Consider the following 20,267-nt stretch of genomic DNA (forward strand, 5'->3'; position numbering starts at 1 on the left):
GGAATGGATCTCGACTTTCTCCAGCTGAACTACCGGCGGCGCATTGCCGCCCTGGTATGGGCTCGCCGCGCGGTGCCGGTCGTCGCGCTGCTCGCGTTGTTCCTGGGCTCGCGCCGCTGGGGCTCGATGGTGGTGGTGATCTTGGTGGCGCTGCTGTTCGCGGCGGTGCTCAGGTTCCTCGAAACCAGCCTGCGGCGCCAGTTCATCCGCGAAGCGCGGCTGCCGGCTTTTCTCGTCGGCAAGCTGTGTCAGGCGCATCCGCAGCTCAGCCGGCGCGACGCCGAACTGGTGCTGCGCGGCCTGCGCCAGTTCTTCATGGCGCACCTTCGCAGCGACCGCAAGTTCGTGGCCATGCCCTCGAAGGTCGTCGATACGGCCTGGCACGAGTTCATCCTGCACACGCAGGGCTACCAGAACTGGTGCAAGGCGGCGTTCGGCGGCATGCTGCATCACAGCCCGGCCGAGGTGCTGGGCCGCGACCCCAAGCGCAACGACGGACTGCGCCGCACCTGGTACTGGGCCTGCAAGGAAGAGAGCATCGATCCGCGCAAGCCGGCGCGGCTGCCGCTGCTGTTTGCGCTGGACGTCAAGTTCGCGATCGACGGCGGTTTCCACTATGTGCCCGACTGCCGGGCGGTCGAGCGGCACATCGGCTCCGACGCCCATTGCGGCACGAGCTTCGGGGAGTCGTCCTCTTCGGATGGCGGCAGCTCGGGCGATGCCGGCGGCTTCGGCGGCTGCGAGTCGAGCAGCGGCGGCGGCGATGGTGGCTCCAGCGACGGCGGAGGCTCGTCCGACGGCGGCGGGGGCTGTGGCGGCGGCTGCGGTGGAGGTGGCGGCGGGGATTGAACTCCGTGCCCCAACGAAAACGGGCCCCGAGGGGCCCGTCGTCGTTTCTGCCCCGCACCGAGGCAGGGACCGGCGATCAGCTCGCGTCGCCGTCGTTGGCCAGCTTCGGCAGCGATGCGCCTTCGTTCGGCGACAGCAGGCCGACCTGCGTGTAGATGCCGAGCTTCTCACGCGTGTCGGCGATGTCGAGGTTGCGCATCGTCAGCTGGCCGATGCGGTCCAGCGGCGTGAACGCGCCCTCGACCTTTTCCATGCTCAGGCGCTCGGGCTTGTACGTCAGGTTGGCCGACTCGGTGTTCATGATCGAGTAGTCGTTGCCGCGGCGCAGCTCGACGGTCACCTCGCCGGTGATGGCGCGAGCCACCCAGCGCTGCGCGGTCTCGCGCAGCATGATGGCCTGCGGGTCGAACCAGCGGCCCTGGTAGAGCAGGCGGCCGAGCTTGCGGCCATTGTCGCGGTACTGCTCGATGGTGTCCTCGTTGTGGATGCCGGTGACGAGGCGCTCGTAGGCGATGAACAGCAGCGCGAGGCCGGGAGCCTCGTAGATGCCGCGGCTCTTGGCCTCGATGATGCGGTTCTCGATCTGGTCGCTCATGCCCAGGCCGTGGCGGCCGCCGATGCGGTTGGCTTCGAGGATCAGATCGACCAGGCTCGAATAGCGCACGCCGTTCAGCGCAACGGGCACGCCTTCTTCGAAGCGCACCGAAACGGTCTCGCGCTTGACTTCGACTTCGTCTTTCCAGAAGGCCACGCCCATGATGGGCTGAACGATCTGGATGCCGCTGTTCAGGTGCTCGAGGTCCTTGGCCTCGTGCGTGGCACCGAGCATGTTGGAGTCGGTCGAGTAGGCCTTCTCGGCCGACATCTTGTAGGCGAAGCCGGCCTTCTGCATGAACGCCGACATTTCGGCGCGGCCGCCCAGCTCGTCGATGAAGACCTGGTCGAGCCAGGGCTTGTAGATCTTGAGGTTGGGGTTGGTCAGCAGGCCGTAGCGGTAGAAGCGCTCGATGTCGTTGCCCTTGTAGGTGCTGCCGTCGCCCCAGATGTTGACGTCGTCTTCCTTCATGGCCGACACCAGCATCGTGCCCGTGACGGCGCGGCCCAGCGGCGTGGTGTTGAAGTAGGTCACGCCAGCGGTGGTCACGTGGAAGGCGCCGGCCTGCAGGGCGGCAATGCCTTCGTTGGCCAGTTGCACGCGGCAGTCGATCAGGCGGGCGTTCTCGGCGCCGTAGAGCATCGCCTTGCGCGGGATCTCGTCGTAGTCGGGCTCGTCGGGCTGGCCGAGGTTGGCGGTGTAGGCGTAGGGAATGGCGCCTTTGTTGCGCATCCAGTGCAGCGCCGCGCTGGTGTCCAGGCCGCCCGAGAAGGCGATGCCGACCTTCTGGCCGGCGGGTACGTTTTGGAGGATGGTCGACATGTCGGGTCCCGGTTCAGCCGAAATGGCAGATGTAGCTGTAGGGCTCGCCGCTGACGCGGATCTGGAAGCTGGAGTTGCCGGGCACGCTGAACTTCTGGCCGGGGCCCGAGGCAATCCATTCGCTGGTGCCCGCGAGCTGGTATTCGCAGCTGCCGCCGGTGCCTTCCATGATTTCAGGCGCGCCGGTATTGAAGGTGAGGGTGGACGGCAGGATCACGCCGACCGACTTCTTGGTGCCGTCCGCCAGCGTGAGGTTGTGGCTCACGCATTTGCCGTCGAAGTACACATTGGCCTTGGTGGCCACTGCGGCGCTGTTGATTGTGTCGGTAGTCGTCGTCATTGGGTGGCGCCGGCGCGCAAGCGGTCGGCGAATCGAGGACGCACCGCACCAGCGGCGCACCCGTCAAGGGTTGGAAAAGTCCTCGATTTTAGGGGCTCGACGGGCCCCCGCCCGCTCAGCGGTGCCAGCCGCCGCGGAAACCGCCCCAGCCGCCGCGGTGGTAGCCGCCGCCCCAGCCACGCGAATAGCCGAGGTTCAGCGAGATGCCGACCGGCGGATAGGCGTATGGATAGCCGTAGCCATAGAAGGGGTCCACATACACCGGTGCCGCGTAGACGGGCGCCGGCTGCACGTACACGGGCGCGGGAGCGCTCGCGCCGACCACCACGCCGGGTTCGGGCACGACGTTGTCCCACGGGGAGCCGCCGCCGCCGCTGCCGCTGGCTTCGACCGGATAGGTCTGGACCTGTCCCTGCGGGGCCACCGGCGAGGTCACGACGCCATACGAAGACGCCTGGACCGCGATGGTCGCGCCGGGCCGGGTGTTCGTGCGGGTGGTGTACTGCTGGCCGTTGTACTCGTAGGTAACGTTGTAGCTGACATCGCTACCAGTCGTTTCGCGGATCGGCGTGGCGGAAATCACCCGTGCCTGGACGACCTGGCCTTGCTGTTGCTGCGCGTGCACGAGGCCCGTGCCAACCGCCAGCGCGCCGGCCATCGAGATGCCGGCAAGGGTGCGAAAAACGTGTCTGTTCATGTTGGTCTCTCCTGCGGATGCCGGTTGGACGGCCCGCCGCAAGGCGGGTTCCGGCATTTACACGGCCTTCACAGCGGCCCAGGCCTCGGCATCGAAGCCCGTGGTGACCGGCTTTTTCGGGCCCCAGTCGACCACCGGCCGCTTGATGAGGCTGGGGTTGGCCAGCAGCACCGGGCGGGCGGAGGCGGCATCGGTCACGCCTTCGCGCGTGGCTTCGTCCAGCTTGCGCCAGGTGGTGCCCTTGCGGTTGACCAGGGCCTCCCAGCCCGGTTTCTTCAGCCACTGGTCGAGTTCGGCTTCGGGCACGCCCTGTTTCTTGAAATCGTGGAAGGTGTAGGCCACGCCATGTTCGTCGAGCCAGGCGCGAGCGCGCTTGACGGTGTCGCAGTTCGGAATGCCGTATAGGGTTGTCATGGCCGCGATGATGCCCCGGCGCGCGGGTCGGCGACAATCCCGGCCTCCATGGAAACCCTTAACGACTGGCTCGCCCGCGCCGAGCAACTGCATCCCAAGAACATCGAGCTCGGGCTCGATCGCGCCAAAGAAATGGCGCAGCGCCTCGGCCTGCGCTTCGGCTGCCCCGTCATCACCGTGGCCGGCACCAACGGCAAGGGGTCGACCTGCGCGATGCTCGAGTCGATCCTCACGCACGCGGGCTACCGCACGGCGGTCTTCACGTCGCCGCACCTGGTGCGCTTCGAAGAGCGGCTGCGGCTCAAGGGCGAGGCCGTCGATGCTTCCAAACTGATAGCAAGCTTCGATGTGGTCGAAAAAGTGCGCGGCGACATGCCACTGACCTACTTCGAGTTCACCACCCTCGGCATCCTGCATTGCATGATCGAGGAAAAGCCCGACGTGGCAATTCTCGAAGTCGGCCTGGGCGGGCGGCTCGATGCAGTGAACATCATCGACACAGACTGCGCGGTCATCACCAGCATCGACCTCGACCACATGGAATACCTCGGCCCCGACCGCGAAAGCATCGGCTTCGAGAAGGCCGGCATCATGCGCGCGGGCAAGCCGGTCATCGTGAGCGACCCGATGCCGCCGCAGAGCGTGATCGACCATGCCAATGCCATCGGTGCCGACCTCTGGCGCTTCGGCACCGACTTCAACGTGTCCGGCGACAAGCAGCAGTGGGGCTGGTCGGGCCGCGGCCGGCGCTATAGCGGGCTGGCCTACCCGGCGCTGCGCGGCGCCAACCAGCTCATCAATGCCGCGGGCGTGCTCGCGGCGCTGGAGGCCCTGCGGCCCCAGTTGCCGATCACGGCGCAGGCGGTGCGCAACGGGCTGGCCATGGTCGAGCTGCCGGGACGTTTCCAGATCGTGCCGGGCGAGCCCGCGCTGGTGCTCGACGTGGCGCACAACGCCCACGCCGTGGCCGCGCTGGCCGAGAACCTGGACGCGATGGGCTTCTATCCCACCACGCACGGCGTGTTCGGCGTCATGGCCGACAAGGACCTGGCACCGATCCTCGCGCGCATCGGCCCGCTGATCGACCGCTGGTACTTCACCGACCTGCCCACGCCGCGCGCCGCCAAGGCGGCCGATCTTCTCGCTGCCTGGCAGGCCCAGAACAGCCGTGCCGACGCCTCGGGCAGCGTGCACGCGGGCCCGATGGACGCGTTGCGCGCAGCCATCGAGCAGGCAGGGCCCGCTGATAGAATCGTCGTCTTCGGATCGTTCTTCACCGTGGGTGGCGTGCTCGAAAACGGCACCCCCCGGCTGCAAGCCAAACACCTGCTGCCAGGCGGCTGATCGCCGGGCTGTACACACACCCATCGGCACCACCGGGCATAACCTCGCTGCACTCCTCCAGGGATCGAACTTCATGGCGTTTTTCAAGTTCCGCACGCGCGGCCCGCAAGGCAACGAAGGGCGCAGCGCCCCCGCCGCAGCGCCGGCGGAAAGTGTCGAAACCATGCGTCGGCGTGCGCGCCACCGGCTGCTCGGCGCGGCCGTTCTGGTGCTGCTGGGCGTCATCGGTTTCCCGCTGCTGTTCGACACACAGCCACGGCCGGTGTCGGTAGACATCCCCATCGAGATTCCCGACCGCAACAAGGTCAAGCCGCTGCCCGTGCCCGCCACGCCGGCACCGGCCGTCAGCACGGCCCCGACCGCGCCCGAAAGCGGCTCGTCGCGTGTCGCTTCGGCTTCTTCGGCCGGAGGCATGATCACCGAGACCGCGGACGGCACCGAAATCGATCCCGGCAAGCCGGCCGCCAGCACGCCGCCGGCCGCAGCGGTTCCGGAGCGCAAGCCCGAACCCAAGCCGGAGCCCAAACCCGAACCCAAGCCGGCAGAGCACAAGCCGGAACCCAAGCCCGAGCCGAAGCCGAAGCCGGAACCCAAGCCCGAAGCCAAGCCCAAGCCGGCAGCCACCGTCGACGACGGCGCCCGGGCCCGCGCGCTGCTCGAGGGCAAGCCGATCACGGCCGCCGCTGCCGCCACGTCCAAGCCCGCCGCCGCCGACGAGGCCGGTGGCCGCTTCGTGGTGCAGGTGGGCGCGTTCGCCGATGCCGACAAGGCGCGCGAAGTGCGCCAGAAGCTCGAGCGGGCCGGTCTCAAGACCTATGTGCACGTGGCGAAGACGGCCGACGGCGAACGCACGCGTGTGCGTGTCGGCCCCTTCGCCTCGCGTGCCGAGGCCGACCGCGCCGCCGAGAAGGTCAAGGGCTTGTCTTTGTCGGCCGCCATCCTCACGTTGTAAGAATCTTTTTCGCTTGCCGTGGCCCTGTTCGACTGGATCGCCGTTGCGCTCATCGGTGTGTCGATGCTGCTTGGCCTGATGCGCGGGCTGGTGTTCGAGGTGATATCGCTGATCGGCTGGGTGGCCGCCTTCATTGCCGCCCAGTGGCTGGCTTCAGGCGTGGCGGCATGGTTTCCGTTCGGAGACCCGCAGGGCGCCTGGCGCTATCCGCTGGCCTTCGTGCTGGTGTTCGTGGCGGTGGCGTTCGGCGTGGGCCTGGTGGCCTCGCTCACGCGCAAGCTGATCACGGTCGTGGGACTGCGGCCGGTGGATCGTATTTTGGGAGCGGCGTTCGGTGCGGCACGGGGGGCGGTGGCCCTGCTCGTGCTGGCGGTCGTTGTTCATTTGCTGGTGTTCAGCGACAGTGCCTGGTGGCACGAATCGCGCAGCGCCATTGTTCTCGATGCGGCATTGCAGGGCCTCAAGCCCTCGCTGCCTGAAAAGTTGGCAAGCTACCTGCCCTGAGAGGAATCGTTCATGTGTGGAATCGTCGGCGTTGTCAGCAACGCACCCGTCAACCAGCTGCTCTATGACGCGCTGCTGCTCCTGCAGCATCGCGGCCAGGACGCGGCAGGCATCGTGACCTTGCTCGAGCGCAAGTTCTTCATGCACAAGGCCAAGGGCATGGTGCGCGACGTGTTCCGCACGCGCAACATGCGCGCGCTCCCTGGCAACGTCGGCCTTGGCCAGGTGCGCTACCCGACCGCCGGCAACGCCTACAGCGAGGAAGAGGCCCAGCCCTTCTACGTGAACGCGCCGTTCGGCATCGTGCTGGTGCACAACGGCAACCTGACCAACGCGCATGCGCTGCGCGCGGAGCTGTTCTCCACCGACCACCGCCACACCAACACCGAGAGCGACTCCGAAGTGCTGCTCAACGTGCTGGCCCACGAGATCGAGCGTTCGTCGCGCGGCGTGCCGCTGCACCCGGCTGAAGTCTTCGCCGCGGTCAAGAACATGCACAAGCGCCTGCGCGGCTCGTATGCCGTGGTGTCGCTGATTGCCGGCCACGGCCTGCTCGCCTTCCGCGACCCGTACGGCATTCGCCCGCTGTGCATGGGCCGCAGCGCCGACGGCGCGGTGATGGTGGCCAGCGAATCGGTTGCCCTGGAAGGCTCGGGCCATGTGTTCGAGCGCGACATCGCCCCCGGCGAGGCCGTGTTCATCGACCTCGAAGGCAACGTGCATTCGATGCAGTGCGCCGAAACGCCCACGCTGAACCCCTGCATCTTCGAATTCGTGTACCTCGCACGCCCTGACTCGGTGCTCGACGGCATCTCGGTGTACCAGGCTCGCCTGAACCTCGGCGAGACGCTGGCCAAGCGCGTGGTCTCGACCGTGCCGCCGAACCAGATCGACGTGATCATCCCGATCCCCGAATCGAGCCGCCCGAGCGCCACGCAACTGGCGCACCTGCTGGGCGTGCCGTACCGCGAAGGCTTCGTGAAGAACCGCTACGTGGGCCGCACCTTCATCATGCCGGGGCAGGGCGTTCGCAAAAAGTCGGTGCGCCAGAAGCTCAACGTGATCGCCAGCGAGTTCAAGGGCCGCAACGTGCTGCTGGTCGACGACTCCATCGTGCGCGGTACCACCAGCCGAGAAATCGTGCAGATGGCCCGCGATGCCGGCGCCCGCAAGGTGTACCTTGCCAGCGCCGCGCCGCCGGTGCGCTACCCCAACGTGTACGGCATCGACATGCCGACCAAGGGCGAGCTGGTGGCGCACGACCGCACCGTCGAAGAAATCCGCGAGCTCATCGGCTGCGACGCGCTGATCTACCAGGACGTCGACGCCATGAAGCGCGCCATCGGTTCGCTCAACGGCAAGCTCGACGGCTTCGACGCCTCCTGCTTCGACGGCGTGTACGTGACCGGCGACATCGACACCGAAGCCATCTCGCGCATGAACGGCAACCGGCCGCGCATCGAGGAGACCGAAGAAGATTCCTCGCGCCTCGCGCTCCCCAATCACAGCGAATAAGAGCCGACGAAGTGACCGACGAAAGACCCCTGCCGCCCGGCCTGCATCCCGACACGCTCGCGCTGCGCACCGGCCTCGCGCCGAGCCAGTACGGCGAGCATTCCGACGCGCTGTTCCTGACCAGCGGCTTCGTGCAGCCCGACGCCGAAACTTCGATGCGCCGCTTCGCGGGCACCGAGCCGGGCTTCACCTACTCGCGCACCTCCAACCCCACGGTGACCAGTTTCGAGCAGCGCATCGCGGCACTCGAAGGCACCGAGGCGGCCATCGGCGCATCGACCGGCATGGGGGCGATCCTCATGATGTGCATGGGCCTGCTGAAGGCCGGCGACCACGTGATCTGCTCGCGCTCGGTGTTCGGCTCCACGCTGAACCTGTTCGGCAAGGAGTTCGCCAAGTTCGGCGTGGAGACCACCTTCGTCTCCCAGACCGACGTGGCCGAGTGGCGCGCGGCGGTCAAGCCCAACACGAAGCTGCTGTTCGCCGAAACGCCGACCAATCCGCTGACCGAGGTCTGCGACATCCGCGCACTGGCCGACGTGGCGCACGCGGCAGGCGCGCTGCTGGCGGTCGACAACTGCTTCTGCACGCCGATCCTGCAGCGCCCGGCGGCACTGGGCGCCGACCTCGTCATCCACTCGGGCACCAAGCACCTCGACGGCCAGGGCCGCGTGATGGCCGGCGCGATCTGCGGTCCTTCGAAGCTCATCGTCGACGTGTTCGGCCCCGTGGTGCGCACCGCCGGCATGGCGCTGGCGCCGTTCAATGCGTGGGTCGTGCTCAAGGGCATCGAAACGCTGGGCGTGCGCATGAAGGCGCACTGCGCCAATGCGCTGGACATCGCGCAGTGGCTCGAGAAGCAGCCGGGCATCGCTCGCGTCTATTACCCGGGCGTGCCTTCGCACGCGCAGCATGAACTGGCGATGCGGCAGCAGTCGGGGCAGGGTGGCGCGGTGGTGTCGTTCGACGTGGTCGGCGACACGCCCGAGACCGCGCGCGCCAATGCGTTCCATGTCATCAACAGCACGCGCGTGGTGAGCGTCGCCACCAACCTCGGCGACGTGAAGACCATCATCACGCACCCCGGCACCACCTCGCACGGACGCCTCACCGAGGTCCAGCGCCAGGCTGCCGGCATCGGCCAGGGACTGATCCGCCTCGCGGTCGGCCTCGAGCATGCCGAAGACATCAAGGCCGACCTCGCGCGCGGCCTGAGCACACTGAATCAACCATAACGAAATGACCGGCAAAGTACGCACCCGCATCGCACCGTCCCCCACGGGTTTTCTTCACCTGGGCACGGCCCGCACGGCGCTCTATTCGTGGGCCTATGCACGCCATTACGGCGGCGAGTTCGTGCTGCGCATCGAAGACACCGACGTGGCCCGCTCCACGCAGGACTCGACCGACCAGATCCTCGCGTCCATGCACTGGCTTGGCCTCGAATACGACGAAGGCCCGATCTACCAGATGCAGCGCCTGGAGCGCTATCGCGAAGTGATCGCGCAGATGCTTGCCGCCGGCACGGCCTACCACTGCTATTGCACGCCCGCCGAACTCGACGAAATGCGCGAGGCGCAGCGCGCACGCGGCGAGAAGACGCTGTACGACCGCCGCTGGCGCCCCGAGCCGGGCAAGGTGCTGCCGCCCGTGCCCGAAGGCGTGCCGCCCGTGGTGCGCTTCTGCAACCCGCCCGAAGGCGACGTGACGTGGAACGACCTCGTCAAGGGCGAGATCACCATCAACAACCGCGAGATCGACGACCTCATCATCCTGCGGCCCGACGGTGTGCCCACCTACAACTTCGCGGTGGTGGTCGACGACTGGGACATGAACATCACGCACGTGTTCCGCGGTGACGAGCACATCAACAACACGCCGTGGCAGATCAACATCTTCCGTGCGCTCGGTGCGCCGTTGCCGCAGTTCGGTCACGTGCCGGTGATTCTTGGCGACGATGGGCAGAAGCTTTCCAAGCGCCGCGGCGCGGTGAGCGTCACTGCCTACGAAGACAACGGCTACCTGCCCGAGGCAATGCTCAACTACCTCGCGCGCCTCGGCTGGAGCCACGGCGACGACGAGCTTTTCACGCGCGAGCAGATGGTGAGCTGGTTCGATGGCTCGCACCTGTCGAAGAGCCCCGCGCAGTGGGATGCGGCCAAGCTCGCCTGGGTCAACGCTCAATACATCAAGGCGAAGACCGGCGAAGAGCTTGCACCGCTCGTCGAGGCACAGCTGCAGAAGAAGGGCATCGTTGCGGACGAACGCCTGCCCGCGATCTGCGCGCTATTCAAAGATCGTTGCGACACCACGGTGGCACTCGCCAACTGGGCTGCGGCCTTCTACACGGACATTTCGGTGACTGAAGAGGACCGTGCGCAGCACATCACCGAGGCCGTTAAACCCGCGATTGCAGAACTCGCAGAAAAATTGATAACTGCGACCTGGGATAAGGCCTCAATCTCGGCTATGATCAAGGAAGTGCTCGCAGCGCACAGCATGAAAATGCCAGTGTTAGCGATGCCAGTACGTGTGCTTGTGATGGGAACGTCGCAAACACCGTCCCTCGATTCAGTCCTAGAGATTTTTTCCAGAGAAAAAGTTATCGAAAGATTGAGAAAGGCCTGAAAAACGGGCTATAATTCGAGGCTCGACACCCACACGGGGGTATAGCTCAGCTGGGAGAGCGCTTGCATGGCATGCAAGAGGTCATCGGTTCGATCCCGTTTACCTCCACCATTAAGTGTCGAGAGAGTTGAAGATAAGTGCTGATCGCAGCACTGTTCCTAAGGTTTTGACCCTATCGTCTAGAGGCCTAGGACACCACCCTTTCACGGTGGCTACCGGGGTTCGAATCCCCGTAGGGTCGCCAGTTTCACGCAAGTGAAGCAGGCACAAGTGGCAACACTTGGCTCGGTAAAACGAGTGAACGTTGTCTACCAGGAGTGGTAGTTCAGTTGGTTAGAATACCGGCCTGTCACGCCGGGGGTCGCGGGTTCGAGTCCCGTCCACTCCGCCAGTTCCGACGAGGGTTAGCAGATGAAAGTCTGCTAACCCTTTTGTCTTTTTCGGAACCTGCACTTCGTTGATCCATGCGATCGGCGACTGGTGCTTCCTCCAAATGTTCAGCCACCTGCCAGTGCTCAAGCACCCTGGCCGATCGCATCAATGATCGGCAGCCCATTGGCGTTCTTCCCAACTTTGACTCACACCTTAACTCGGCCAAGAGCTCGATGGCCAAGTTGCGATGCCCAGGATGCTCTGTCGAGGAGAAAGCTCCTCGTGTACGAGGGATCTTTTCGTCTGCCATGCGCCCCTCGACACCACTTTATGCGGCCGAGTTACATAGGCCCTCTCGCAGTCGAATAAACTCCGCCCCGCTTGCAGCTTGTATTCGTTGCTGCGCCGCCATAGGCAACATGGCGAAATTAACCTAATAGGAACTCACTTGAACCGCATCGAACTCGTCGAAAAAATCGCTACCGCCCACAACCTCAGCAAGGCGGAAGCCGCGCGCGTCCTCGAGACCATCACCAGCACGATCGTTGCTGCCGTGAAGAAGGATGACGCAGTGCAGATCGTCGGCTTCGGCACTTTCAAGCAAGTGGCGCGCGCCGCACGCTCGGGCTTCAACCCCAGCGCCGGCACCAAGATCAAGATCGCCGCACAGAAGGTGCCGAAGTTCGTGCCGGGCGCCGCCTTCAAGGCCGCCGTGGACCCGAAGGCTGCAAAGCGCAAGGCCGACAGCAAGGCCGTGGCCGCCAAGCCGGCTGCCAAGCCTGCTGCGAAGCCCGCAGCAAAGAAGGCTGCCGCCCCCGCCAAGAAGGCCGTGGCCGCCAAGAAGAAGTAATTGACGCATTGCCGCGGCTTCGCGCCGCGGATGCCGGGCAAACGCCTGAACCGAAATGCCCCGCCCAGCGGGGCATTTTTCGTTGGGGCCAGAGCGAGCCGCGCGCCTGCATTTGCGGCGGTTGCCTCCTACATCGCGCCACACGTGGTGCGCTGTAGCTTGGTTTCTTCGAATTCAAGACAAGGGGATCAGAATGCAAAGCGCCAAGAACCTCGGTAGCGTCCTCCATGGCCGGCAATCCTTCGATCAAGGCGGCTGCCATGGATGAGATGCTCGAATTTCCCCATGCGGGCTGGACCTTCCTTTGCAGCGCGGAGAAGCTTCCCTCCGGTTCCTTTCAGGCCGTGCTCCGTTACAGGGCGCCGCCGAACGACGATATCCGCATGCTGAAGATCGATCCGGCCGCGGGGCACAGCGTGCGCGAGGCGCTCGAGCGCGCGAAGGCCATGGCTGTGGAGTGGGCCGCGAAGCGAGCCGATGACGGCAAAGGCGGCGGCTGAGGCGCCGCACGCACGCTGCCGCACGTTAGAGTCGGGCCGATGCCAACTCGCGGCCGCTCGATCGAGGCAGCCTAACAACGATGACGATCATCAAACCAGGCCGGCTTGCCCTTCAGGCGCTATTGCTCACGACAGCGGGTGCATGCGCTGCGGGAACGATCACATGCGTTCCCGGGCCTGCCGCCGCATCGGCGCCTTCGCACTGGATCCGCAGGATTGCCATCGACGAGCACTCGCGTACCGTCAACATGGACATCGTGCGTTCCAGGACAAAGGACACGGAGACGATGGGGAAGATGAGGGCCGAACTCCTCAGCATGGAGGAGACCCAGTCCGGCGAGCCGGTCTATGTGTTCAACGCCATCCCCAGTGTCGGTACTGATGTCACGCATCTCTTCAGGCTGTTCAAGGCCGGAGAGTGGCGTCTGATTGGCGCCGGTGTGACCTTCATGGGCAAGGTGCCTGCGCTGAGAGCGGTCGAGCCGGGATTGGTGCTCGATTGCAAGCGCTCCGACCTGGGTTAGCGTTCGTTCCTTATCGCCAGCATGAGCTAGGCACAATCGCGCTATGCCAAACATTGCATCCATTCTCAAAGCCGAAATCTCGCGCGTTGCCCGCAAAGAGGTTCGAGCGGAAATCGAGACGCTGAAGAAGGCCTCCGTACACCACAGGGCATTGATCGCCGCTCTGCGTCGCCAGGTGAATGCGTTGGAGAAGGAACTGCGCAACGTTGCCAGCAGTGCCGGCAAGCGTGCAGTGGTTAGCGATGTCGACGAGGCTGCCGAGGCGGGGCCCAAGCGGCGCTTCAGCCCGGCTCGACTGGCTTCGCACCGCAGCAAGCTGGGACTGTCTGCAGCCTCGTACGGCAAGCTCGTCGGTGTATCGGGCCAGACGATCTACCACTGGGAACAAGGCAAGGCGCGGCCGCGCGCTGCTCAGTTGGAGCGCCTGGCCTCGGTGCGCGAGTTTGGCAAGCAGCAGGCGGCCGAGCGACTTCAGGCCGGCTGAGGCGCTGGTCCCAGGTCGGGGATTACCCGGTCCACTTTCGTCGCAAGCTCAAACTATCTTCGGATCGACGAACAGCCGGCGTTAGCGCAGGCTGCCGCGAGGGGAGTGTTCATGACGCGAGGGTATTGATCAATGCTGAACAGCACTCGTCAACTGCGCTTGTTGGCGCTTTCTCGCCAGTTCGATCTTGCGGCCCTGATGACCATGCTGGCCGCCATCGGGAACTGGCTGATGTTCTGGTTCGGCGAATGAACCGGATAGCGCCGGCCTGATCGGCGAAGGCCGTCAGTTGCACTCGAACAAGACGCCCTGTTCCGCAGGTGCCTTGCCAAGCCATCTTGGCGACTGTCCCTTGACGTCGCAGTAGTTCGAGGCCTGCACATAAGTCACGGCACGCAGCACGCCGGGGCGCACTTGCGTGACCTCGTTGGGAGGGGTCGAGCAGCCGGCGAGGACCAGGGCAAGCGGAAGCAGTGTGCGCCAATTCATCGGGCCATTCTAAGACCGGCCGGCAACTGGGCTGGTGTGCGATCCATATAGCGGTATCCGGAATGGTCGCCCGAGCGAGCTGTATGCATATACAGTAAACTACGGGCTTGCCGACCACTTTCTCCTTGACGGGTAAACCGTCCCCGCCGGTCAACCTGTGCGGGGCCTTGATGCATGCCAGCAGATAGGCTTTTTCACACCCAGCCCTCCGGCTGGGTTTTTTTTGCCTGGACCCGGGGCTATAGTCGTCGGCCGCTGCCACATCACAAGAATGCTCGTGTCGGACTCCCTGACTTCCACGCTGACCCGCTACTACGACGCGGTGCCTTATGACTCGCATCCGTTTCCCCAGTCGGCCATGGAGCATCTGGAAGCGCTGGCGTTCCTGTTCGGGCTCGACACCCCGCCGCCCGCCGAAGCCAGCGTGCTGGAACTCGGCTGCGCTGCCGGCGGCAACCTGATTCCCTTCGCCGCCCGCCATCCGGGCGCTCGCGCGGTCGGCGTGGACCTGTCCACCGTGCAGGTGGCGCAGGGCGCGGCGGTCATCGCCCGGGCGGGACTGTCGAACATCGAACTCAAGGCTTTCGACATCTCGGAGATCGACGCTTCGTTCGGCCAGTTCGACTACATCGTCTGCCACGGCGTCTACAGCTGGGTGCCGGGCCCGGTGCAGGACGCGATCCTGCGCATCTGCGCCGAGAACCTCGCGCCCAAGGGCGTGGCCTACGTCAGCTACAACGTGTACCCCGGCTGGAAGGCCCGCGAGATCGTGCGCGACGCGATGATCCTGCGCGGCGGCCCGCGCGACACGCCGGACGAAAAGCTCGCCTATGCGCGCGGCATGCTCGAGTTCCTCGAAGAGTCGGCCCGTGCCGACAGCGTGCTCAAGAAGACGCTCGAAGAGACGATGCCCATCGTGCGCAGCGCCAACAGCTCTTATCTGCTGCACGAGTTCCTGGAGCCCTGCAACGCGCCGTGCTACTTCAAGGAGTTCGTGGCGCGCGCCGAGGCCCGCGGGCTGGCCTACCTGTGCGATGCCGAGCCCTCGACCATGTTCGTGCAGAACTACGGCGACAAGGTGCGCGACCCGTTGCTGCGCGAATGCGGCGGCAGCCAGGTGTTGATGGAGCAGTACCTCGATTTCCTGGTCAACCGCACCTTCAGGCAGACCCTGCTGGTGCGGCAGGCGCGCGCCGTAGACATCCGCTACCGGATGGACCCCGCGCGCATCCGCGCCCTCGAAGTCGCCGGCCTGTTCACTGCCGAAGGCGGCGCGGAGCTGGCGCTCGATGCCAGCGAACAGCCTTGCGACGCGATCCGTGGCCTGAAGGTCACGCTGCGGCTGCCCATTCACAAGGCCGTCGCGCGCCTGCTCGAGGCGGCGTACCCGGCTTCGATGCCCGTGGAAAAGCTGATCGCCGACGCAGCCCGGCTCGTCGGGCAGCCCGCCGCAGCGGTCGACCAGGCGGCCATGTCGATGCTCGAGGAACTGCTGATCCTCGGCGCGCTGCGCTTTCGCCGCACGCCGGTGCCCGCCGCGGCCTCGGTGCCCGGCCTGCCGCGGGCGTTGGGCGCCGTGCGTAGCGCGCCCGGCCTGGCTCCGGCGGCCGGCGCGAACGCCAATGCCTGTAACCAGTGGCATGAGCCCGTGGCACTCACGCTGCTCGAACGCAGCCTGCTGCCGCTGCTCGACGGTACGAACTCGCACGACGCGCTGGCCGAGCATCTCGAAGCCGAAGTGCGCGGCGACCGCCTTCGCTTCGTCAAGGACGACAAACCGTTGACCGAACCGCAGGCAGTCAAGGCGTTCGCGCGCCAGCAGGTCGAGCTGGCGCTCGATGCCTTGCGGCGCAAGGCTCTGCTCGTGGACTGACCGGCGCGTTACCGTTTTTCTTTCTTCAACACAGGACCTACAGAGGAGACTCCTACATGCAAAAAATCCACTGGACCCCGAAGCTGCGCGCCGCCGTCACGGCGGTGCTCGCGCTGGCGGCGGCCGGCGCCTCGAATGCGGCATCGGTGGCGCCCGTCGCGGCCGAGAACGGCATGGTCGTGAGTGCGCAGCACCTGGCGAGCAAGGTCGGCGTCGACGTGCTCAAGCGCGGCGGCAATGCCGTCGACGCGGCGGTGGCCGTGGGCTATGCGCTGGCCGTGGTGTACCCGGCAGCGGGCAACCTCGGCGGCGGCGGTTTCATGACCATTCAGCTGGCCGACGGCCGCAAGACCTTCCTCGACTTCCGCGAGAAAGCGCCGCTGGCCGCCACGGCCAACATGTACCTCGACAAGGACGGCAACGTCATCAAGGGCCTGAGCACCAAGGGCCACCTCGCCGTGGGCGTGCCGGGCAGCGTGTCGGGCATGGAGTACGCGCGCGAGAAGTACGGCACCATGAAGCGCGGCGAGCTGCTCGCCCCGTCGATCCAGCTGGCCGACAAGGGCTTCGCGCTGGAGCAGGGCGACATCGACCTGCTCGGCACCGCCACGGCCGACTTCAAGGAAGACCCGGCCTCGGCCGCCATCTTCCTGAACAAGGGCGAGCCCTACAAGGTGGGCGACAAGCTGGTGCAGAAGGACCTGGCCAAGACGCTGCGCGAAATCAGCGCCAAGGGCACCGACGGCTTCTACAAGGGCTGGGTCGGCAATGCCATCGTGGCGTCCAGCCAGGGCGGCAAGGGCCTGATCACGCAGGCCGACCTCGACCAGTACAAGACGCGCGAACTCGCGCCGGTGGAGTGCGACTACCGCGGCTACCGCGTCGTGTCGGCACCCCCGCCCAGTTCCGGCGGCGTGATCATCTGCGAGATGCTCAACATCCTCGAGGGCTATCCGCTCAAGGACCTGGGCTACCACTCGGCGCAGGCCGTGCACTACCAGATCGAGGCCATGCGCCACGCCTACGTGGACCGCAACAGCTACCTGGGCGACCCCGACTTCGTAAAGAACCCGCTCGACCGCCTGCTCGACAAGGGCTACGCCGAGAAGATCCGCGCCGTCATCGATCCCAAGAAGGCCGGCGTCTCGAAGGACATCAAGCCCGGCGTCGCGCCGCATGAAGGCAGCAACACCACCCATTACTCGATCGCCGACAAATGGGGCAACGCGGTTTCTGTGACCTACACGCTGAACGACTGGTTCGGCGCCAAGATCACCGCCGCCAAGACCGGCGTACTGCTGAACGACGAGATGGACGACTTCACCTCGAAGGTGGGCGTGCCCAACCTGTACGGCCTGGTGCAGGGCGAGGCCAACAAGATCGAGCCGGGCAAGCGCCCGCTGAGCTCGATGAGTCCGACCATCGTGTCCAAGGACGGCAAGCCCGTGATGGTGGTCGGCACGCCGGGCGGCAGCCGCATCATCACGGCGGTGATGCTGACCATGATCAACGCCATCGACTACGGCATGAACGTGCAGGAAGCAGTGGATGCGCCGCGCTTCCACCAGCAGTGGCTGCCCGACGTCACCAACGTCGAAGCCTATGCGCTGAGCCCCGACACCCGCAAGATCCTGACCGACATGGGCCACAACCTGGGCGTGCCGCAGCCGGCCAACCACCTCGCGGCCATCATCGTCGGCGCGCCGTCGCTGGGCGGCAAGCCGGTCGGCAACAACCGCTTCTACGGCGCCAACGACCCACGCCGCAACACCGGCCTGGCAGCGGGCTACTGAACCTGCGGCACACTCGAAGGCGGTCGTGCCCTTGTCGGCGCGGCCGCTTTTTTCATTTTTCATGCACCTGCAAGACATCCTCTACACCCAGGGCTTCGGCACGCGCCGCGTGTGCGCGGGGCTGGTCCAGCAAGGCCACGTGACCATCGGCGGCCAGGCGGTGACCGACCCGTTCGCCGATCTCGATCCCGAGGGGCTTCTCTACACGGTCCAGGGCACGGCCTGGGTCTATCACGAGAAGGCCTACCTGATGCTGCACAAGCCGGCCGGCACCGAGTGCTCGCAGAAGCCCTCGACCTACCCGAGCATCTACACGCTGCTGCCTTCGCCGCTGCGCCTGCGCCCCAACAAGGGAGCGGTGCAGGGCGTGCAGGCCATCGGCCGGCTCGACCAGGACACCACCGGCCTGCTGCTTTTGACCGACGACGGCCAGTTCATCCACAAGATGGGATCGCCCAAGCACCACGTGCCCAAGGTCTACGAGGTGACGGCCAAGCATCCGGTGGACGAGGCGCAGATCGCGAAGCTGCTGGCCGGCGTGGTGCTCGACGACGATCCGAAGCCCGTGCGAGCCGCCGCCTGCGAATCCGACAGCCCGCTGCACCTGCGGCTCACCCTCACCGAGGGCAAGTACCACCAGGTCAAGCGCATGCTGGCCGCGGTCGGCAACCGGGTCGAGGGGCTGCACCGCTCGCGCATCGGCGACCTCGCGCTGCCGGAAGACCTGGCGCCTGGGCAGTGGCGCTGGCTCACCGCCGAGCAGGTCGCCGCGCTGCGCGCACCGGCCAAGCCCGCCAAAGCCGCCAAGCTTTCGAAGTAACAGGCGCTGACAGGGGGAGAAAGCCGGGTTTCCAGGTCAGCCAGTCTTAATGCTCGACCGTTAAGATCGCCAGCTCTCTCTCGGAACCTTCCCTTGCGACTTCCAGCCCGCCCGAACGGCCGCATCGCGGCCCTCCTGTTTTCCTGCATGACGGCCCTGGCGGCACACACTGCCGCCGCCGCGCCGGCAGAGCCTCCCCCGATCTTCGTGCTCAACTCGCTGGATGCCAGCGTGAGCGTGATCAACCCGGTCGACTGGAGCGAAAAACAACGCATCACCACCGGCAAGGAGCCGCACCACATCTACATGACGCCCGACGAGAAGTCGGTCATCGTGGCCAATTCGGCGGGCGACTCGCTGACCTTCCTCAACCCCCGCACGGCCGAGGTGCAGCGGGTGGTCTACGGCATCATCGACCCCTACCAGCTGCAGTTCTCGCGCGACATGAAGTGGTTCGTCACGGCGGGCAACCGCCTGAACCACGTCGACGTCTACCGCTGGGACGGCAAGGACCTCAAGCTGGCCAAGCGCATCGCCACCGGCAAGACGCCCAGCCACATCTGGATCGACAACACCAGCACCATCGCCTACGTGACGATGCAGGACAGCGACGAGATGATCGCGGTCGACCTGCCTTCGCAGACCGTCAAGTGGCGCACCGCCACCGGCCCGATGCCGGCGGACATCTTCGGCACCCACAACGACAAGACGCTGCTCGTGGGCCTGACCGGCGGCGATGGCGTGCAGGTGTTCGACGTGGAGGGCGCGCAGCCCAAGCTGGTCGGCAAGATCCCCACCGGCAAGGGCGCCCACGCCTTCCGCTCGGCCGGCGACGGCAAGACCGTGTTCGTGAGCAACCGCGTGGCCAATACCATCAGCCGCATCGACCTGGCGACGCTCAAGGTCGTCGCCACCTATGCCGTGCCGGGCGGTCCCGACTGCATGGACGTGTCGGCCGACGGCAAGACGCTGTACGTGACCTCGCGCTGGGCCAAGAAGCTCACCGTGGTCGATCTCGTCGGCCAGAAGGTGGTGCGGCAGGTCAACGTGGGACGCTCGCCGCACGGCGTCTGGACGCTGGACCATGGCAAGCGCACGTAGGCGCGCCGGCGCGGCCGTGCTGCTGGCGCTGGCCTGCGGCACGGTGGTGCCGGGCGCCTGGGCGCAGCAGCAGGCCGCCACCTGCGAAAAGCCCGTCTACCTGACCTTCGACACCGGCCACATGGGCATCGCCCCGCTGGTGGCCGACGTGCTCAAGCGGCAGAACGTGCGCGTCACCTTCTTCGCCGCCGCCGAGCGCACCCAGACCGACGGCGACAGCCTCGACGACCACTGGGCGCCCTGGTGGAAGGCGAGGGCGGCCGAAGGCAACGAGTTCGGCTCCCACACCTACGACCACGCCTACTGGCGCGCCGACGTCAAGGGCACGCCGCCGAGCTTCCGCATCAAGCCTTCGGCCGGCCCGCAGAACGGCAAGGAATCGACCTGGAGCGCGGCCGAGTACTGCGCCAACATCCGCAAGTCGTCCGACCGGCTGGCCGCCATCACCGGCAAGAAGCCGCTGCCGCTGTACCGAGCGCCGGGCGGCAAGACCTCGCCCGCGCTGCTGGCGGCTGCCGAGGGCTGCGGCTACAAGTACGTCGGCTGGGCGCCCGCCGGTTTCCTTGGCGACGAACTGCCGAGCGAGAAATTCAGCAACGCGAAGCTGCTCACGCAGGCGCTCGACACCATCCGCCCCGGCGACATCCTGCTCGCGCACCTGGGCATCTGGTCGCGCAAGGATCCGTGGGCGCCGGCCAACCTCGAGCCGCTGATCGTCGGCCTCAAGGCCAAGGGCTTCTGTTTCCAGACGCTGCGCCAGCACCCGGATTACCGCGCCTGGATCGCATCCCACTCCTGAGT

At 66.1% G+C, this 20,267-nt stretch carries 21 protein-coding genes and 3 tRNA genes; 19 read left to right on the plus strand and 5 right to left on the minus strand.

What is annotated here, in order from left to right; all coding sequences use genetic code 11:
- The first annotated feature begins 3 nt into the window (after nt 1-3).
- Complete coding sequence (locus C4F17_RS32925; RefSeq protein ID WP_159053726.1) at nt 4-849, plus strand: glycine-rich domain-containing protein; 846 nt, start codon at nt 4-6, stop codon at nt 847-849.
- A gap of 76 nt (nt 850-925) precedes the next feature.
- On the opposite strand, the gene argG is transcribed toward C4F17_RS32925, so the two are convergent.
- The 4 genes from argG to C4F17_RS26545 all read right to left on the minus strand — a co-directional run bounded on the left by argG (nt 926) and on the right by C4F17_RS26545 (nt 3,717).
- Nucleotides 926-2,266: an argininosuccinate synthase gene (gene argG / locus C4F17_RS26530; protein ID WP_106937229.1), complete on the minus strand. Its 1,341-nt coding sequence runs from the start codon at nt 2,264-2,266 to the stop codon at nt 926-928.
- A gap of 13 nt (nt 2,267-2,279) precedes the next feature.
- On the minus strand, nt 2,280-2,606 hold the full coding sequence (ppnP, locus tag C4F17_RS26535) for a pyrimidine/purine nucleoside phosphorylase (protein ID WP_081271290.1): 327 nt from the start codon (nt 2,604-2,606) through the stop codon (nt 2,280-2,282).
- Between the two features lie 115 nt (nt 2,607-2,721).
- Nucleotides 2,722-3,303 carry a hypothetical protein gene (locus C4F17_RS26540; protein ID WP_106937230.1) on the minus strand — a complete coding sequence of 194 codons (582 nt, stop codon included), beginning with the start codon at nt 3,301-3,303 and terminating at the stop codon, nt 2,722-2,724.
- Nucleotides 3,304-3,360: 57 nt separating this feature from the next.
- Nucleotides 3,361-3,717 (minus strand): ArsC family reductase, encoded by a 357-nt coding sequence (locus tag C4F17_RS26545; RefSeq protein ID WP_081271292.1) that lies wholly within the window; start codon nt 3,715-3,717, stop codon nt 3,361-3,363.
- Nucleotides 3,718-3,753: 36 nt separating this feature from the next.
- Between C4F17_RS26545 and folC the strand changes: the two genes are divergently transcribed.
- From folC to C4F17_RS26610, 13 genes are all read left to right on the plus strand, one after another.
- Complete coding sequence (gene folC / locus C4F17_RS26550; RefSeq protein WP_081271293.1) at nt 3,754-5,061, plus strand: bifunctional tetrahydrofolate synthase/dihydrofolate synthase; 1,308 nt, start codon at nt 3,754-3,756, stop codon at nt 5,059-5,061.
- Nucleotides 5,062-5,134: 73 nt separating this feature from the next.
- On the plus strand, nt 5,135-6,013 hold the full coding sequence (locus C4F17_RS26555) for an SPOR domain-containing protein (RefSeq protein WP_106937231.1): 879 nt from the start codon (nt 5,135-5,137) through the stop codon (nt 6,011-6,013).
- A gap of 18 nt (nt 6,014-6,031) precedes the next feature.
- Nucleotides 6,032-6,517 carry a CvpA family protein gene (locus C4F17_RS26560; protein ID WP_106937232.1) on the plus strand — a complete coding sequence of 162 codons (486 nt, stop codon included), beginning with the start codon at nt 6,032-6,034 and terminating at the stop codon, nt 6,515-6,517.
- Between the two features lie 12 nt (nt 6,518-6,529).
- Nucleotides 6,530-8,032, plus strand: a complete 1,503-nt coding sequence (gene purF, locus C4F17_RS26565) for an amidophosphoribosyltransferase (protein ID WP_106937233.1) — start codon at nt 6,530-6,532, stop codon at nt 8,030-8,032.
- Between the two features lie 11 nt (nt 8,033-8,043).
- Nucleotides 8,044-9,267: an O-succinylhomoserine sulfhydrylase gene (locus tag C4F17_RS26570; RefSeq protein ID WP_106937234.1), complete on the plus strand. Its 1,224-nt coding sequence runs from the start codon at nt 8,044-8,046 to the stop codon at nt 9,265-9,267.
- A 4-nt stretch (nt 9,268-9,271) separates the two neighbouring features.
- On the plus strand, nt 9,272-10,660 hold the full coding sequence (gene gltX / locus C4F17_RS26575; protein WP_106937235.1) for a glutamate--tRNA ligase: 1,389 nt from the start codon (nt 9,272-9,274) through the stop codon (nt 10,658-10,660).
- Nucleotides 10,661-10,695: 35 nt separating this feature from the next.
- A tRNA-Ala gene (locus C4F17_RS26580) sits at nt 10,696-10,771 on the plus strand.
- A 57-nt stretch (nt 10,772-10,828) separates the two neighbouring features.
- A tRNA-Glu gene (locus tag C4F17_RS26585) sits at nt 10,829-10,904 on the plus strand.
- Nucleotides 10,905-10,974: 70 nt separating this feature from the next.
- Nucleotides 10,975-11,051: transfer RNA gene (locus C4F17_RS26590), tRNA-Asp, on the plus strand.
- A 429-nt stretch (nt 11,052-11,480) separates the two neighbouring features.
- Complete coding sequence (locus C4F17_RS26595) at nt 11,481-11,882, plus strand: HU family DNA-binding protein (RefSeq protein ID WP_106937236.1); 402 nt, start codon at nt 11,481-11,483, stop codon at nt 11,880-11,882.
- Between the two features lie 260 nt (nt 11,883-12,142).
- The gene (locus tag C4F17_RS26600) at nt 12,143-12,382 is read left to right on the plus strand and encodes a hypothetical protein (RefSeq protein WP_234382403.1); all 240 of its coding nucleotides are present in this window, start codon (nt 12,143-12,145) and stop codon (nt 12,380-12,382) included.
- 80 nt (nt 12,383-12,462) lie between these two features.
- Nucleotides 12,463-12,906, plus strand: coding sequence for a hypothetical protein (locus C4F17_RS26605; protein WP_106937238.1), 444 nt, complete (start codon nt 12,463-12,465; stop codon nt 12,904-12,906).
- Between the two features lie 43 nt (nt 12,907-12,949).
- On the plus strand, nt 12,950-13,390 hold the full coding sequence (locus C4F17_RS26610; RefSeq protein ID WP_106937239.1) for a helix-turn-helix domain-containing protein: 441 nt from the start codon (nt 12,950-12,952) through the stop codon (nt 13,388-13,390).
- 285 nt (nt 13,391-13,675) lie between these two features.
- On the opposite strand, the gene C4F17_RS26615 is transcribed toward C4F17_RS26610, so the two are convergent.
- Nucleotides 13,676-13,879, minus strand: a complete 204-nt coding sequence (locus C4F17_RS26615) for a hypothetical protein (RefSeq protein ID WP_081271303.1) — start codon at nt 13,877-13,879, stop codon at nt 13,676-13,678.
- Nucleotides 13,880-14,150: 271 nt separating this feature from the next.
- Between C4F17_RS26615 and C4F17_RS26620 the strand changes: the two genes are divergently transcribed.
- The 5 genes from C4F17_RS26620 to C4F17_RS26640 all read left to right on the plus strand — a co-directional run bounded on the left by C4F17_RS26620 (nt 14,151) and on the right by C4F17_RS26640 (nt 20,265).
- Nucleotides 14,151-15,752, plus strand: coding sequence for a class I SAM-dependent methyltransferase (locus tag C4F17_RS26620; RefSeq protein WP_106937240.1), 1,602 nt, complete (start codon nt 14,151-14,153; stop codon nt 15,750-15,752).
- Between the two features lie 56 nt (nt 15,753-15,808).
- Nucleotides 15,809-17,545 carry a gamma-glutamyltransferase gene (gene ggt, locus C4F17_RS26625; protein WP_106937241.1) on the plus strand — a complete coding sequence of 579 codons (1,737 nt, stop codon included), beginning with the start codon at nt 15,809-15,811 and terminating at the stop codon, nt 17,543-17,545.
- A 61-nt stretch (nt 17,546-17,606) separates the two neighbouring features.
- Nucleotides 17,607-18,365: a pseudouridine synthase gene (locus C4F17_RS26630; protein WP_106937242.1), complete on the plus strand. Its 759-nt coding sequence runs from the start codon at nt 17,607-17,609 to the stop codon at nt 18,363-18,365.
- Nucleotides 18,366-18,458: 93 nt separating this feature from the next.
- Nucleotides 18,459-19,466: a YncE family protein gene (locus C4F17_RS26635; protein WP_106937243.1), complete on the plus strand. Its 1,008-nt coding sequence runs from the start codon at nt 18,459-18,461 to the stop codon at nt 19,464-19,466.
- Nucleotides 19,450-20,265, plus strand: a complete 816-nt coding sequence (locus C4F17_RS26640; RefSeq protein ID WP_106937244.1) for a polysaccharide deacetylase family protein — start codon at nt 19,450-19,452, stop codon at nt 20,263-20,265. Before C4F17_RS26635 ends, C4F17_RS26640 begins: the two co-directional genes overlap by 17 nt.
- The last annotated feature ends 2 nt before the right edge of the window (nt 20,266-20,267 follow it).

The sequence above is a fragment of the Variovorax sp. PMC12 genome (assembly GCF_003019815.1).
Lineage (GTDB): Bacteria > Pseudomonadota > Gammaproteobacteria > Burkholderiales > Burkholderiaceae_C > Variovorax.